General features: G+C 40.3%; 14 protein-coding genes. 10 read left to right on the top strand and 4 right to left on the bottom strand.

The window, feature by feature from the left end; translation table 11 throughout:
• The first annotated feature begins 139 nt into the window (after window positions 1-139).
• The 4 genes from dnaX (at window position 140) to IYN84_RS05390 (ending at window position 3,630) form a co-directional block, all read left to right on the top strand.
• Window positions 140-2,164, top strand: coding sequence for a DNA polymerase III subunit gamma/tau (dnaX, locus tag IYN84_RS05405; RefSeq protein ID WP_196138134.1), 2,025 nt, complete (start codon window positions 140-142; stop codon window positions 2,162-2,164).
• Window positions 2,165-2,238: 74 nt separating this feature from the next.
• On the top strand, window positions 2,239-2,559 hold the full coding sequence (locus tag IYN84_RS05400) for a YbaB/EbfC family nucleoid-associated protein (RefSeq protein WP_196138133.1): 321 nt from the start codon (window positions 2,239-2,241) through the stop codon (window positions 2,557-2,559).
• A gap of 16 nt (window positions 2,560-2,575) precedes the next feature.
• Complete coding sequence (gene recR / locus IYN84_RS05395; protein WP_196138132.1) at window positions 2,576-3,166, top strand: recombination mediator RecR; 591 nt, start codon at window positions 2,576-2,578, stop codon at window positions 3,164-3,166.
• Complete coding sequence (locus IYN84_RS05390) at window positions 3,166-3,630, top strand: N-acetyltransferase (RefSeq protein WP_196138131.1); 465 nt, start codon at window positions 3,166-3,168, stop codon at window positions 3,628-3,630. The genes recR and IYN84_RS05390 overlap by 1 nt, the downstream gene beginning before the upstream one ends.
• 122 nt (window positions 3,631-3,752) lie before the next feature.
• Here the strand turns inward: IYN84_RS05390 and ansA are convergent, their stop codons facing one another.
• On the bottom strand, window positions 3,753-4,769 hold the full coding sequence (gene ansA / locus IYN84_RS05385) for an asparaginase (RefSeq protein WP_196138130.1): 1,017 nt from the start codon (window positions 4,767-4,769) through the stop codon (window positions 3,753-3,755).
• 140 nt (window positions 4,770-4,909) lie between these two features.
• Window positions 4,910-6,760 carry a signal peptide peptidase SppA gene (gene sppA / locus IYN84_RS05380; protein WP_196138129.1) on the bottom strand — a complete coding sequence of 617 codons (1,851 nt, stop codon included), beginning with the start codon at window positions 6,758-6,760 and terminating at the stop codon, window positions 4,910-4,912.
• A gap of 287 nt (window positions 6,761-7,047) precedes the next feature.
• Between sppA and IYN84_RS05375 the strand changes: the two genes are divergently transcribed.
• From IYN84_RS05375 to IYN84_RS05355, 5 genes are all read left to right on the top strand, one after another.
• Window positions 7,048-9,081: an NADPH-dependent 2,4-dienoyl-CoA reductase gene (locus IYN84_RS05375; protein ID WP_196138128.1), complete on the top strand. Its 2,034-nt coding sequence runs from the start codon at window positions 7,048-7,050 to the stop codon at window positions 9,079-9,081.
• 185 nt (window positions 9,082-9,266) lie between these two features.
• Window positions 9,267-9,611, top strand: a complete 345-nt coding sequence (locus tag IYN84_RS05370; RefSeq protein WP_196138127.1) for a hypothetical protein — start codon at window positions 9,267-9,269, stop codon at window positions 9,609-9,611.
• Window positions 9,612-9,732: 121 nt separating this feature from the next.
• Window positions 9,733-10,689, top strand: a complete 957-nt coding sequence (gene rluC, locus IYN84_RS05365; RefSeq protein WP_210330298.1) for a 23S rRNA pseudouridine(955/2504/2580) synthase RluC — start codon at window positions 9,733-9,735, stop codon at window positions 10,687-10,689.
• Window positions 10,689-11,351, top strand: a complete 663-nt coding sequence (locus IYN84_RS05360) for an HAD-IA family hydrolase (RefSeq protein ID WP_210330297.1) — start codon at window positions 10,689-10,691, stop codon at window positions 11,349-11,351. The genes rluC and IYN84_RS05360 overlap by 1 nt, the downstream gene beginning before the upstream one ends.
• Window positions 11,352-11,396: 45 nt before the next feature.
• Complete coding sequence (locus tag IYN84_RS05355; protein ID WP_196138125.1) at window positions 11,397-12,308, top strand: DMT family transporter; 912 nt, start codon at window positions 11,397-11,399, stop codon at window positions 12,306-12,308.
• On the opposite strand, the gene IYN84_RS05350 is transcribed toward IYN84_RS05355, so the two are convergent.
• The gene (locus IYN84_RS05350; RefSeq protein ID WP_196138124.1) at window positions 12,301-12,897 is read right to left on the bottom strand and encodes a nucleoside triphosphate pyrophosphatase; all 597 of its coding nucleotides are present in this window, start codon (window positions 12,895-12,897) and stop codon (window positions 12,301-12,303) included. The genes IYN84_RS05355 and IYN84_RS05350 overlap by 8 nt on opposite strands.
• Window positions 12,894-14,720 carry an ABC transporter ATP-binding protein/permease gene (locus tag IYN84_RS05345; protein WP_196138123.1) on the bottom strand — a complete coding sequence of 609 codons (1,827 nt, stop codon included), beginning with the start codon at window positions 14,718-14,720 and terminating at the stop codon, window positions 12,894-12,896. The genes IYN84_RS05350 and IYN84_RS05345 overlap by 4 nt, the downstream gene beginning before the upstream one ends.
• Window positions 14,721-14,885: 165 nt before the next feature.
• Here IYN84_RS05345 and IYN84_RS05340 point away from each other — a divergent pair, with 165 nt between their 5' ends.
• Complete coding sequence (locus IYN84_RS05340; protein ID WP_196138122.1) at window positions 14,886-15,248, top strand: DUF2750 domain-containing protein; 363 nt, start codon at window positions 14,886-14,888, stop codon at window positions 15,246-15,248.
• Window positions 15,249-15,257: the final 9 nt, after the last annotated feature.

The raw sequence follows: 15,257 nt of genomic DNA, 5'->3' as shown, positions 1-15,257 counted from the left end.
CATTTTAACAACCCCTCGTTGAATTTCGTTTTTTACTAGGGCGATATTTGATGCTCTAAATATCCTGCATTTTACCCTGTGACTCGAATGCTTGTTGCATTATAATGATATTCAATAATCAACAGCTTAGAGGCAGTGAATGAGTTATCAGGTTCTTGCGCGCAAATGGCGTCCCGGTAATTTTAACGAATTAGTTGGTCAAAAGCAGACGGCTCAAGCTTTGAGCAATGCTTTGCAAAGCCAACGTTTGCATCATGCTTATCTATTTACTGGTACTCGTGGCGTAGGTAAAACAACAATAGCTCGAATTTTAGCCAAGAGCTTAAATTGTGAAAAAGGAATTACCGCTGAGCCATGCGGTCAGTGTGGGTCATGCATTGAGATCGCTCAGGGAAATTTTGTCGATCTGATGGAAATTGATGCGGCCTCAAAAACGAAAGTAGAAGACACTAGAGAGCTTCTTGACAATGTTCAATATCGTCCAACCCGTGGTCGTTATAAAGTTTATTTGATTGATGAAGTCCATATGCTTAGCGGGCATAGTTTTAATGCGCTGCTCAAAACTTTAGAAGAGCCTCCACCACATGTAATCTTTCTATTGGCGACAACTGACCCGCAGAAGCTACCAGTAACAGTATTGTCTCGCTGTTTACAGTTTCATTTAAGACGTATGGACGCAGTTGAAATTATCAATCATCTGTCCAATATTCTACGGGCGGAAAACATCGAGTTTGAAGAGGGGGCCCTTGTTACTATTGCAAAAGGTGCTGATGGTAGCATGCGTGATGCATTGAGTTTGATGGATCAGGCGATAGCTTTTTGTGGTGGAAATATTTCACATGCACAGGTACTTGATATGTTGGGTACCATAGACAGATCTTATGCGGTTAAGCTTTTGAAGGCAGTGATCTCTGAAGAGCCGATAAATTTAATCCACTCGATCAATGAAATAGCTGAGTTCTCACCGGATTTTGATGAGCTTATGTCTGACTGGTTAACACTGTTACACCAAATTGCAGTGTGTCAGGCTGTAGGCTCTTCAAATGATAGTCAAGTAGAAGAGATGGCAGAATTAGTATCTCCAGCTGATTTGCAATTGTTTTATCAGTTATCCCTTCATGCAAGAAAAGACATGCCATTTGCACCAACCCAAAGGCAAGGGTTCGAAATGGCCATGTTGAGAATTATGGCCTTTAAACCAGATGGTCAATCACCAAAGAGACAATTACCATCTAAAAAAAAAACCAATAGAGAGCCAATTGAGTCGTTAAATGCTGGAACAAGCACTACTTCTGATGTGACTAGTAATGCCAAGGCGACTAAAGTTGACAAAAATACAGAGAAAGACAATACAGATACATCTTTATATCTAGAGCCGGGCTCATACAGCAATCAGCAGTTTGCACTTAAACAGCAGGCTGAAGCTGAAGAATTTGTTCAGCTAGACGTTAGTCAGGAAAATATTGAGGAAAAAAAAGCAAGCTTGCGTGTCGTTGTTGACAATAAGGTTACCGAAAGCGGAGTCCTGTCTGATGAAGTCGGAAATGAGAATGCAGACGATGCAAGTGTGTTGGAAGAATACGATGCTGAACTGAGCGACAAGCTTGGCGAACAAAAAGTAAAAGCCATAATGCAGTCGATACAAGAGCCAATTGTTAATCCAGTGTCTACTGCCTCGCATGAGAATAAAAGCCAAAAGCGGCAAGAAAACATATCGCCAATTAGGGAAGAGTATGATCCGATTGAATTGCAGGACGTTAACCGCGAGTCATGGTATCAAGTAGTTAACGCCCTGGCTATTGAAGGTAATGGCAAACAGATACTTTTAAACTCAGTCGCCGAAACTGAAAATAACAAAATTACGATCAAAATTTTAGAAAAAGTCGAACCATTATTAACCAGCTCAGCGAAAGAAATGATTCTTGAGCAGATTAAAAGTTATTTTTCTGCAACAGGTCTTTCAATTGAATTTGTAGCAATTAAAGATGATGATGAAATTTTAAATGGAATTGAAACGCCAAAGGAAAGACAAGTTAGGCTGTTAGAAGAAGCGATAGACAAAGCTGAAGAAAAGTTAGCGTTACATCCGCAGGTGAGCTTATTGCTCGAACAACTCGGTGCAAAGATTATTCGTGAGTCGATTGAGTTTAAGGCGCCTTTTTAAGACGCCAAATGAATTTAATTGTCCATTTATCGTTAAATTGAAATAGAAGATCAGTTGTAAGAATAGAGGTAAGTATGAAAGGTTTAGGCGGCTTGATGAAACAAGCCCAGGAAATGCAGGAAAAAATGCAAAAGGCACAGGAAGAAGTAGCCAAACTTGAGGTTACTGGACAGTCAGGAGCCGGAATGGTTTCCGTTACTATGACTGGCAGGCACGATGTTAGACGTGTTGAAATTGCCGATGAACTTCTAAATGATGACAAAGAAATCCTGGAAGATCTTATCGCTGCAGCAATTAATGATGCAGTTAGAAAAGTTGAAAGTGAAACACAGGAGAAAATGTCTTCTGTCACTTCAGGACTTCCAATCCCTCCAGGCTTTAAAATGCCGTTTTAATGGTTAGTTAATTCCCTTGTCGAATACATTACTTAATCAATTAATAGAGCGCCTGCAATGTTTGCCGAGCGTTGGAAAGAAGTCTGCACAGCGCATGGCTTACTATTTGCTTGAGCATAATCGATCGGGCGCGATAGCTCTGTCTGAGATACTATCCCAGGCAATGACAGATATAGGAAACTGTTCCAAATGCAGAGATTACACGGAAGCAGAGCTATGTAGTATTTGTGCTAATGAAAAACGTGATCCGGCTTTGTTGTGTGTTGTTGAGTCTCCATCAGATGTTGTGGCGATTGAATCAACAGCGACTTATTCAGGTCGGTATTTTGTATTAATGGGAAATCTTTCTCCACTTGACGGAATAGGACCAGATGAAATTGGCTTGCCTAAGTTAAAACAGCTTGTTGAGCAGGAATCTTGTGAAGAAGTCATAATCGCAACCTCTGCTACCGTCGAAGGTGAAGCCACTGCGCATTACATCCGTTCTCTGCTCGATCCGTCAATCAATGTATCACGTTTGGCGCAAGGAGTGCCTATCGGTGGTGAGTTAGGCTACCTTGATGGTTCAACACTTTCATTGTCTTTGGCCAACCGTCAACGTATTTAATGGAAGATCTAGTAATACCGGAAATCAAAGAGGTTGACGGAAATTCATTGCCTCTATCTCTATTGGCTATCGCAGATCCTTGTGAAGATAAAATTCGCAAATATCTGAAAAACGCTATTTGTTTTGGCGCTTTCACTCACGGTCAAATTGTTGCAGCGTGCGTAACTAATTTCAATAGCGCTGACGAAATTGAAATCTATAATCTTGTTGTTACACCTGACTACCAAGGTTTGGGAATTGGTACAATTCTTTTAACCTTTGTTATCGACGAATTTAAGCGAAGGCCGGTTTCAAAGCTTGTGTTAGGAACAGGTACATTTGGTTATCAGCTTACATTTTACCAGCGTCTTGGTTTTCGAATTGAAAGTGTTGATAAGAACTTTTTTACGCGAAACTACGCAGCTCCCATATTTGAAAATGGAATGCAACATCATGATATGTTGAGGTTAGCGCTTTGCTTGTAATGCTTGTAAAAAAAATTACTTGGCGTAACACGAGATAACGCTATATACGATTTCGTTTTATATAGGGCTGAGTTAGTAATAAAAAATAGGATGAGAGCCTCCATGCTCGATGACAATAGAGGCTAGGACCGAGTTAACTCTCCACGCAAATTTAGCTGCATTTTTTGTTTAACTTCTTCCAAGGTTAATTCGCTGCTCAACAGGTAGCTAAGTTTTGTTAAAGTTGCTTCGGGAGTCATGTCATAACCACATACGACGCCAGCATCCAGTAAAGCGTGGCCTGTTTCATATCCGCACATATCGACCGTTCCTTTGTAGCACTGGGTACAATTGATAACTACAACACCATTATCTGAAGCCTTTCTAAGTACTGAAAGAAAGTTTTTGTCGTCAGATGGTGCGTTGCCCATACCATAGGTCATAAGCACCAAGCCCTGAATATCGGTATCCAGAACCTTTTCTAGCATGTCAGCATCAAAACCGGGAAATAGCGATAATATAACTACCTTTGGTGGAGCGATCCTTTGGATTTTTAAAGGTTTGGCAGGCTCTTTAAGTAACAGGTGCTCTTTTATCTGTATTCTAGTTCCAACCTCTGCAAGTGCCGGGAAATTCGGAGACTGAAAGGCGTGAAAGCCACTTGCATCGAGCTTTCGCGAGCGGTTCCCACGGTAGAGTCTATTATGGAAATAGAGTCCTACCTCGGGGATATCGTAATTTCCCGCTAACATTAAAGAGGTTATCAGATTGTCCCGAGCATCTGTCCGCATCTGTGACCAGGGTATCTGGGAACCAGTAACGATAACTGGTTTGGATAAATCCTCCAGCATAAAAGATAATGCCGAAGCAGTGTATGCCATGGTGTCGGTTCCGTGTAACACAACAAAACCGTCAAATTCATCAAATCTTGATTCGATATCTTGAGAAATCTGGTACCAGTGCTCAGGAGTTATATTAGAAGAGTCAATTAATGTCTCATATTCATGCATTTCGATCTGAGGCATGTCTGGCGACATAAACTCAGGTAAACGGGAAATTTGATCAGAAAAGTAACCATACTCGGGAATGAAACCCTTTTCACTTGGCTTCATACCTATAGTTCCGCCTGTATAGGCAACATAGACTTTCTTATCATTCATGCTGAGATTTCTTGATTAAATTTAAAGTGTCGGTTAATGACGAGTGACGACAAAGAATAATCGATCTGAAGTGGGAAAACAAAGAATAAAAAAGCGGTGAAAACTCACCGCTTTTGCTTTCAGTCTGTTTAATTCAAAAACTACTGTATCGAACAGAAACAGGTTGCATAAGCATTATTTGGATCGTTCCACTTATCCAGCTCTGCAAAAGTATCTTTTAACTGTTTCATTAACTCTGATTTCATTGTTTGTTGCTTACTTTCAGCTCCAACAAACTCACGAAGTTTATTTTCCATATCAGCTTGACCAAATAGCTGTTGCATGAACTTCTCTTGTTCGGTTAATTCGCGCTTAACTTCGAGTCGATCATATTTTTCCAGACCTGCCAGTTTGGCTGCTGATTCTACCGCCTGGTCCAATGAGCCGAGCTTGTCTACAAGCCCTAATGCATGAGCTTGTTTACCGGACCAAACTCGTCCCTGGGCGATCTTATCGACTTCATCTCTTGTCATACCGCGGCCTTCACCCACAATTGTCAGAAATTTTTCATAGCCTGATTCGATGCTTGTTTGAATAATTTGAGCTACCTCATCTTTTAGAGGCTGTCCGGTATCAACAGGGTTAGCAAATTTAGTTGTTCCTATGCCGTCTCTAAAGATACCGTATTTATTCATTGGCTTTTCGAAGGTCGGAAACATTCCGAAAATACCAATTGAGCCTGTAATTGTTGATGGACGTGCCCAGATTTCATCAGCGTTCGCGGAAATCCAGTAACCGCCTGATGCAGCTACATCTCCCATAGAAACAACTACCTTGATCCCTTGCGCTTTTGCCTGGAGTAATTCTTCTCGTATGATTTCTGAAGCAAATGCGCTTCCACCACCACTATCAACTCGCAATACGATAGCTTTAACTTTTTCATTTTGGCGAGCTTTTCGAATCAACTTGGAAACAGTATCACCACCGATACTGCCTTCCTTTTGTGCGCCATCTACGATAGTTCCTTTAGCAGTAACAACCGCTACCTTTGAGGTATTTGGGTTAACATAAGGGAATGGGCCTCTGATTGCTTTAAGATAGGCCTGATGAGTCATTTGTTTGTAGCTTTTATGTTTTTCGTCCTGTCCAACCAGCTTTATCATGTAATCCCTGAACTCTATGCGAGTCATCAATTGATTAACAAGGCCTTTTTCCACAGCCATTTTTGCAGAATCACCCTGATAATTTACCAGCTCATCTTTATAGTTGCTGATATACGCACTTATGTCGTCTGCCTGAAGCGAGCGGTTATTAGCAATATCTTGTGTAAAGTCGTCCCACAAATCTCCTAACCATGCGCGATTTGCCTCCTTTGCTTCTTCCGACATATTGTCGCGAATAAATGGTTCAACAGCAGACTTATAAGTTCCTACTTTGAAAACATGCATATTAACACCTATCAGGTCGAGGAAAGACTTAAAATAGGTTCCTACCCGAGCAAAACCAGTCAGGAATACACCGCCTTGAGGACCCATGTAAACTTCATCTGCTGTCGAAGCCAGGTAATACTGAGACTGAGAAAAATTATCATCATAGGCAATGACCTTTTTTCCACTTTCTTTAAAGTCCGAAATTGCATCTGATAAATCCTGTAGCTTGGTTACTCCAGCTCCCCACATGTACTTCGGATAGATAACAAGTGCAGTGATTCTATCGTCTTCTTTTGCATTCTTAATCGCATCAATCATGTCGTATAAAAGAGTTTCTGGTGGCTCTTCGTTACCGGTAGCTTCTTGCATAGCAGCTTCTACTGGATCACGGTAAGTTAATTGTTCGACAATATAACCTTTGGGCATTAGTACCAGAGCGACTCCTTTGTCGACGCTTGATTTATCTCCCGAGCTGAGCATTACCGCAATCAACCAAAAAAATAGAATGAAGAAAATAATGTTCAGAAGTATCTTTCGAGTTAAATCGAGCCCGAACCACAGATTTTTAAATAATTTAGTCATGAATGTCCTTGATTACCTAATTAATTTAAGCACTTAGCAATAACAACGATATTTTAAACCATGCAAAAGGCAAGTGTTAGTACAAAAGTCACTCAGTTAACAGGTTACCTTCACTCTGAATACTATGTTTTTGAAATATAAAGAAAAAAAACAAGAAATAAAGTGTTAACAGATTTTTCATTGGAGTGTTAACCATGAAACTCAATCTGATCAGACATAATAATTTACAGCAACTGGTCTAATCTGTTATAACTAGCGGCTTCTAAGAATTAATACCTGGTATGACAATGCAGAAGAACGCTTTCTATCCATCTTTATTTGAACCAATTCAAGTCCACAAGCATAAGTTAGCTAATAGAGTCATTATGGGGTCTATGCACACTGGATTAGAAGAGATGCGTGGCGGATTTGATAAACTGGCTCAATATTACAAAGAAAGAGCAGAAGGCGGAGTGGGTCTTATTGTTACCGGAGGAATAGCGCCTAATTTTGCGGGAAGAGTTTCCCCGCTAGGTAGTCAGCTAAGTTATTTCTGGCAAGTAAATAAGCACAAAAAGATTACTGATGCTGTTCATTCTGTCGGAGGAAAAATTGCAATGCAAATATTGCATACAGGCAGATACGCTTATCATCCGTTCTCGGTTGCTCCTTCTGCTATAAAGGCTCCAATTACTCCCTTTAAGCCAAAAGCGCTATCAAAGCGGGGAATTCAGAAAACGATTAAAGATTTTGTTAATTGCGCAAAAAAAGCCCAGCAAGCCGGTTACGATGGCGTAGAGATTATGGGTTCTGAAGGATATCTAATTAACCAGTTTATTGTTAGCAAAACGAACAAGCGAACTGATGAATGGGGCGGCTGTTTTGACAATCGGATGCGTTTTCCTGTAGAGATAGTCAAAGCTGTCCGTCAGGCCACAGATGAAGACTTTATTATTATTTTTCGCCTATCAATGCTCGACCTTGTCGACAACGGTAGTAACTGGGATGAAGTAGTTGCTTTAGGCAAGGCAATTGAAAAGGCGGGAGCTTCAATCATTAATACCGGAATAGGTTGGCATGAGGCACGGGTACCAACGATCGCCACATCGGTACCTAGAGCTAACTTTACCTGGGTAACTGAAAAAATAAAACCGCACATTTCAATTCCGGTAATAACCACAAATCGAATTAATACACCTGAAGTAGCTGAACAAATTCTAAAATCTGGTGCCAGTGATATGATATCAATGGCGAGGCCATTTCTGGCAGATCCTGAGTTTATGATAAAAGCAGAGCAGGGAAAAGCTGACCGAATTAACACCTGCATTGCTTGCAATCAGGCTTGTCTTGATCATATTTTCGAGCACAAGAGAGTAACTTGTCTGGTTAATCCCAGGGCTTGTTATGAAACCGAGTTGAACTTTATAAAGACCTCGAAACAGAAAAAGCTGGCTGTTGTAGGCGCGGGTCCTGCTGGCCTTTCTTTTGCTACTTATGCTGCAGAAAGAGGCCATAAAGTTACATTGTTTGACCAATCCGACAAAATAGGAGGGCAACTCAATGTAGCGAATCAAGTACCAGGGAAAGAAGAGTTTTTCGAAACTTTAAGATACTTTGCAAAAAGGATTGAAGACACCGGTGTTGAAGTTAAGCTAAATCAAAAAGTTGATTTGGCGTTGCTTAGCTCTGCTGAGTTTGATGAAGTGATTATTGCCACGGGTATTTCTCCAAGAACTCCAAACATTGAAGGGGTAGAACATTCAAAAGTTCTAACTTATCTTGACGTGCTCAAATACAAGAAGCCTGTTGGAGATCGGGTTGCCATTATCGGTGCTGGAGGCATAGGTTTTGATGTTGCTGAATATTTAACTCACCAGGGAGAATCGTTAAGCGTAAATCAAGAGCTTTGGTCTAAAGAGTGGCAGGTTGATCTCGACTATGAAAATCGAGGCGGACTACTAACAAAACCTGAAGTTGTTCCTTCTCCACGCGAAGTCTTTTTATTGCAGCGTAAGCCAACAAAAGTTGGCAAAGGTTTAGGTAAGACTACCGGCTGGATACATCGTGCAAGTCTCAAGAATAAAAAGGTAAAAATGATTGCTGGCGCTGATTATAGAAAGATCGATGACGAAGGGTTGCATATCATAGTTAACGATAAGGAAGAGAACCTTAAAGTCGATAATGTTATTATCTGTGCAGGCCAAAATCCGTTGCGAGAACTTTTCGATCAGTTAATAGAGAATCAAATAAAGGCGCATTTAATTGGTGGTGCTGATGTTGCCGCTGAGCTGGATGCTAAGAGAGCAATAAGGCAAGGAGCAGAATTGGCTGCTGAGATATAATTCTGTGAACTAGTTATTTTTTTTAGGAATATTTGGTGTGTCCTTAGTAAGACTTGTCACTAAAAGGTTATAACTTAATGCCAAATTATTTCTAAATTGGCATGTGAAACCCATAATGCGCTGCTATATTTACAGTAATAGTAGCCAAATGGAGTCAGTGTAGACTGATTTACAGGTGTAGTCACATGCTGGTTTATAAAGGTTTCATCGGTCAAATAGACTATAACAGCGAATCTCATAAGTTAGTTGGAGAAGTTGTTAATTCCGTAGACCTCATCGAATTTGAGGGTGAGAGTGCGGCGGAGATCAAGGAAAATTTCCAACAAAGAGTAGATGAATATTTGGCTTTTCAAAATGAAGTGGTCGGAAATCGACCAACTCCATTTGTTGGCAATTTCACTATCTGCTTAACAACAGAAAAACAGAACAAAGTTATTCAAGCCGCTCAGCAACAAGGACAAAGTGTTACCCACTGGCTTAATCAACAAATTGATCTTCACCTCAGTCAATACTTCGATAAAATTGCTTAAAAAACTATCTGTTTATAAATCAAGTTAGGGTTTAGAGTATCTCGCCTTTATCTCAAAAATAAAGTTAAAGAAATATTTTTCTCCAATCTGGTATAATTGCCTATCTTTCAATCAAGACATTATGATCGCTGTGCAAGAATTTAATCAGGTGCATTTCATTGAAATTGATGAAAATGCTGATGGTCAAAGAGTAGACAACTTCTTACTTAAAACACTTAAAGGTGTACCCAAAAGCCGTATCTACCGAATAATTAGAAAAGGTGAGATTCGACTAAATAAAAAGCGAGTTAAAGCTGAGAGCAAGTTAAGGACAGGTGATAGCTTACGCATTCCACCAATTCGGCTTCAGCAGGAAGATAAGCAAGTGGATCTTAGTAAATTTGATAAGGTTCAGGCTTTGGAGTCGTGCATAATTGAAGAGACTAATCAGTTTATTTTACTCAATAAACCTTCAGGCTTGGCTGTCCATGGTGGCAGCGGTTTGTCATTCGGAGTGATTGAAGGGCTAAGAGCATTGCGACCAAAAGAGAAATTTTTGGAGTTAGTCCATCGATTAGATAGAGATACATCCGGCTGTTTACTTATTGCAAAACGCAGAAGCTTTTTAACGAGTTGTCATGAGCAACTTAGATGCAAAAAAATGCGTAAAGAATATTTGGCCGTCGTTTCAGGGGCTTGGAATAATCAATTTAATCAGGTTACAGCCCCACTCAAAAAGAATCAGCTACGTTCAGGTGAAAGACACGTAACTGTTGATCCGGAAGGAAAAGCCTCTGATACTCGCTTCAAATGTTTGAAGCGATTTAAGCGGCATAGCCTGGTAAGGGCGCTACCACAAACTGGAAGGACACATCAAATTCGGGTTCACGCACTTTACGCAGGTTGCCCTTTATTAGGAGATTTTAAGTACAACGACAACCCTGATGAGGAAAAGGTTGCGATTGAGCTTGGACTTAAGACATTTCTATTACATGCAAACAAGTTGACGTTCAATTTACCTGACAGTGATAAAAGGCTAACTTTCGAAGCACCGATTCCTCCACAAATGAATAATGTTATTGAGAAGTTGAAAGATTAATGAGTATTTTAAAAGAACGTTATTCTCTCGTTATTTTTGACTGGGATGGTACATTGATGGACTCGACCGGACGAATTGTCTCTGCGATGCAAACGACGGCCCGAAATCTGTCTTTACCAGTACCGTCTGTCGAAAAAGTAAAGTCGATAATTGGACTGGGTATGGATGAAGTGTTGGATGTCATTATCCCCGAGGCTGATTTGGACACACGGAATAAAATGCTCGTAGAATATCGTTACCAATATATCGAAGGTGACAATACTCCCACGCCCCTGTTTCCTGGAAGTCGAGATTTGATCAGCTGGCTAAAAGAGCAAGGGGTTATCGTGACTGTTGCCACAGGCAAGGCAAGAGCGGGATTAAACAGAGTTCTGGGAGAAGAAAACCTTTTGGATTTCTTTCACCATACAATTTGTGCCGATGAAGCTCAATCCAAACCCAACTCGGAAATGGTGGAACGACTTATAAACGTATCAAATAGCACTAAAAGTGAAACAATTGTGATTGGCGATAGTGTTCATGATCTTGCCATGGCTAATAATGCCAGAGTAGATTCTATTGGTGTAACAAGCGGAGCAAATTCTAGACAAACACTTGAGTCCCATAGACCAATCGCTATTCTTGACAGCGTTTGTCACTTAAAGGATTGGTTCAAACAATAAAAGCATATAAGAAGATAGCCAGAATTTAAACAGGATATAAATAAATTGAACTCTCACAATAAAGCGGTACTCATGTTATTGGGGACGCTTGCGGCTGTTTCACTGGTCACTGTTCTTGCCAAGAATACGTTAAAGTCTGTCGACTTTCTTTCGTTCGTCTGGTTACAAATGGCCTTTGCCAGTTCATTTATGTTAATAATCGGTTTAACAAACAAGCAGCTCGGTATTAAAAATATTGACCTTAAAGTGATGAGTATTATCTTTGCCATAGGAATCCTCAACTTTGCTATTGTTAGAGGTATATTTATTTACGCACTCGATTTGTTACCGGCAACCACTCACGCATATGTAATTAATTTTGTCGGTATAGTAACCATGTTTTTGAGTACTCTAATACTGCGAGAGCCGCCAAATCTAATTCAGATTCTGGGTGCCGTTTTAGCACTTATTGGTGTTAGATTATACTTTTGGGAGTTGCCGGACGGAGCAGAATTAAGAGCTCTATTATGGTTGATGGGCGCCGTTATTTGCCTGGCACTGACCAATATCTTAATGCGTTATTTGCATACCATTAACCGAAATAAAATATCTAATCATCAGATATCCACACTTTCTATACTATTTGGTTCAATACCATTAATATTGCTGGGGATTGCCTCGGGGAATGATATAGAAGAAATTAAAGCTTACGACTGGCTGATTATTGCTTTAAATGCGATTGTTGCAATTTGTATCGGAATGATTGTCTTCAATCATGTATTGAAGACATTAAAAGCTTTTGAAGCCAGCATTCTCGCTTCTAGTGGAGTGATTTTTACCGGTATATTTTCTGCTTTGCTGCTTGAGGAAGTCATCAGTGCAAATGAAGCAACCGGGATTGTTATAATGATTGCAGGAATCTTTATTGTTCAAAAGTTTTCCAAGTCTTCAGGCTGGAAAAAATCTCCAGCTAAATAGTTGACCTGGAAAGGCTCAAGAGATCAATTCCTGCATTTTCAAATAGATTAGTCAGAGCAATTAAAGGAAGCCCTTCAAGAGCAGTTGGATCTTTAGTTTCAACCGAGTTAAACAGGCAGATTCCAAAGGATTCAACTTTGAATGAGCCTGCGCAGTCATAAGGCGTATCAATGGCTAAATATTGAGTTACTTTCTCGGTAGATAGTTTTTTAAAGTGGACTTCAGTGATATCCGAATGATACTCCTGAAACTGGCTGTTCAAGTGAATAAGTGAGACTCCTGTTATAAACTCAACTTTTTTGTCTGAAAAACTAAACAACTGTTGTTTAGCTATCTCAAGAGTTCCCGGCTTTCCTAACACTTTACCATCAAATAATGCAACCTGGTCTGAGCCGATAACCCAGGCATCGGGATATTTCCTGGCAATTGATTCCGCTTTTTGTATGCTTAGTCTCATTGCCAGTTCTGATGGGGCTTCATTTGTTTGAGGTGTTTCATCGATAGCAGGAGAGACACATTCAAAGTCGTTCAGTATTCTTGAGAGTAATTTCTTACGGTAGCTCGAACTGGATGCGAGGATAATCTTCATTTTTCATGATCCCCCTGTTTTCTTTGTGCATTCCACAGCTGCGCATAACGGCCATCTAATGCCACCAGTTCACTGTGTGTTCCAGACTCGATGACCCTTCCTTTATCCATAACAATGATTTTATCAGCTTGAATTATCGTCGATAGCCTGTGGGCAATTACCAAACTTGTATATTGGCCGGTGATTTCTTTAATAGCTTCAAGAATAGCTTGCTCTGATTCACTATCCAAAGAAGAAGTAGCTTCATCGAAGATCATTATTGGAGGCTTTTTAAGAAGGGCTCTTGCAATTGCTACTCTTTGCTTTTCACCTCCTGATAATTTTAGTCCTCTTTCTCCCACCAGTGTTTCCAGTCCGTCAGGCAATTGCTCGATGAAATGACTCAAATGCGCCATTCGGATAGCATTTTCGACTTCTTGCCGAGTAGCACCCGGATTGCCATATAGGATATTTTGGTAGATTGTATCATTGAAAAGTACAGCATCTTGGGGAACAACCCCAATGGAGCTACGAAGAGAGTTTTGAGTGATCTTTTTAATGTTTTGCTGACCAATGGTGATAACGCCATTGGTCGGGTCATAAAATCTTAATAAAAGCTTGGCTATAGTTGACTTACCAGCGCCACTACTACCGACGATTGCAACGGTTTGTTGTGCTTTAATATCGAAAGAAATATCGATTAAGATGGGGCGGTCATGATGATAAGAAAATGAAACATTATTAAATCTAATGGGCAGAGGGTCAGTAGACTTTAAAAGCTCTTCTTTCTCTGGATCCACTATCGCCGGTTTTTTATGCAACAATGTAAACATGTTTTCGATATTGACCAGTGCGGTTCGAATCTCTCGATAGACAAAACCGAGGAAGTTGAGAGGCATAAAAAGCTGCATCATAAACGCATTGACTAATACCAGGTCACCTACGCTCATATTGCCTTTGATTACATTGTGAACAGTCAGATACATTAATGCTGTAATTGCCAAGCTAATGATAAGCGCCTGACCGGCATTCAATGCGAACAAACTAAAGCGATTTTTCAGTTTGGCGTTTTCCCAAACGCTCAAGTCTACGTCATAACGTCTTGCTTCGTAATCTTCATTAGTAAAATATTTTACGGTTTCATAGTTTAACAAGCTGTCGATAGCTCTGGTGCTGCTCGCAGAGTCTGCATCATTCGCTGCGCGGATATACTTGTTTCTCCAGTTAGTGACTAACACGGTAAATATGCCGTAGCAAATCACTGAACCAAAAGTAACCAAACCGAACCATAGTCCGTACTGGGTTAATAAAATACTGATAACCATCGAAATCTCGATAATGGTCGGAATAATATTGAATACCATAAAACGCATCAGAAAGTTAATACCGTGGGTGCCACGTTCTATATCTCGCGCCAGTCCACCTGTTCGTCGATTTAAATGGAATCCGATATCCAGTGCATGAAGATGTCTAAAAACTTTGAGGCTTACCCGCCTGATTGCTCGTTCAGTAACGCGGCTGAAAATAGTATCTCTTAACTCGCCAAATAGAACATTACTAAAACGAAAAAAGCCGTAGGCAATCACCAGCGCAAATGGAGCCATGACCCATTCTGGTAAATAGGCTGGTACCTCTACCGAGCCCGTTGTTTCCGAATTGCCTAAAATATCAACCATGTACTTAAGCGCGAATGGCATAACAATTGTAGATAATTTAGCCAGGATCAAGCACAAAAGAGCAAAAGCTATCCTTAATTGGTACTCTTTAAGAAAGGGGATTAACTCTCTTATAATCGACCAGTTTACCTTCACGCTGGAATCTACAGTATTTCCACTTCTTCTCATGATTGTCTATTTTTATCGGTGGGTTTTAAGTTGATTTGTCTGTAGCATAATGTGGCAATTATCAGGCTTCAAATAAAAATTGTTTATTCAAAGTTTAAATTCAACGATAATCCCTGACTAATGACCAGGCTATATAGAGTAGCTGACTGTATTTGAGGCATTACTATGAGTGATAAATCTGAATTTTCCATGCGCGCGGCTTATGAGCAGTTCCTGGAAGAGGTTATTGGAACTGATATCGTCTGGGGAATTAGCGATGGAGAAATTTGGGCTACGTGTGATTCGGAAGATTTCGATGAAAGGGAAGTAATCCCTTTTTGGTCAAATGAATATTTGGCTGCAAAACTTTGTACGGATGACTGGGCTGCTTTTAAGCCGACGCCGATCAGGTTTGATGAATTTATTGATGACTGGCTTCACGGCATGCATGAAGACAATGTCTTAGCCGGAGTTAACTGGAACGAATCGCTCGAAGGCGCTGAAATAGAGCCAGTGTTATTGATCGATGATTTACTGGATGAAGAATAACTTAGTAGC

This window comes from Aliikangiella sp. G2MR2-5, from assembly GCF_015687155.1.
GTDB lineage: Bacteria > Pseudomonadota > Gammaproteobacteria > Enterobacterales > Kangiellaceae > Aliikangiella.
Note: the sequence above shows the minus strand (reverse complement) of the source record. Positions and strands in the feature narration are given on the sequence as shown.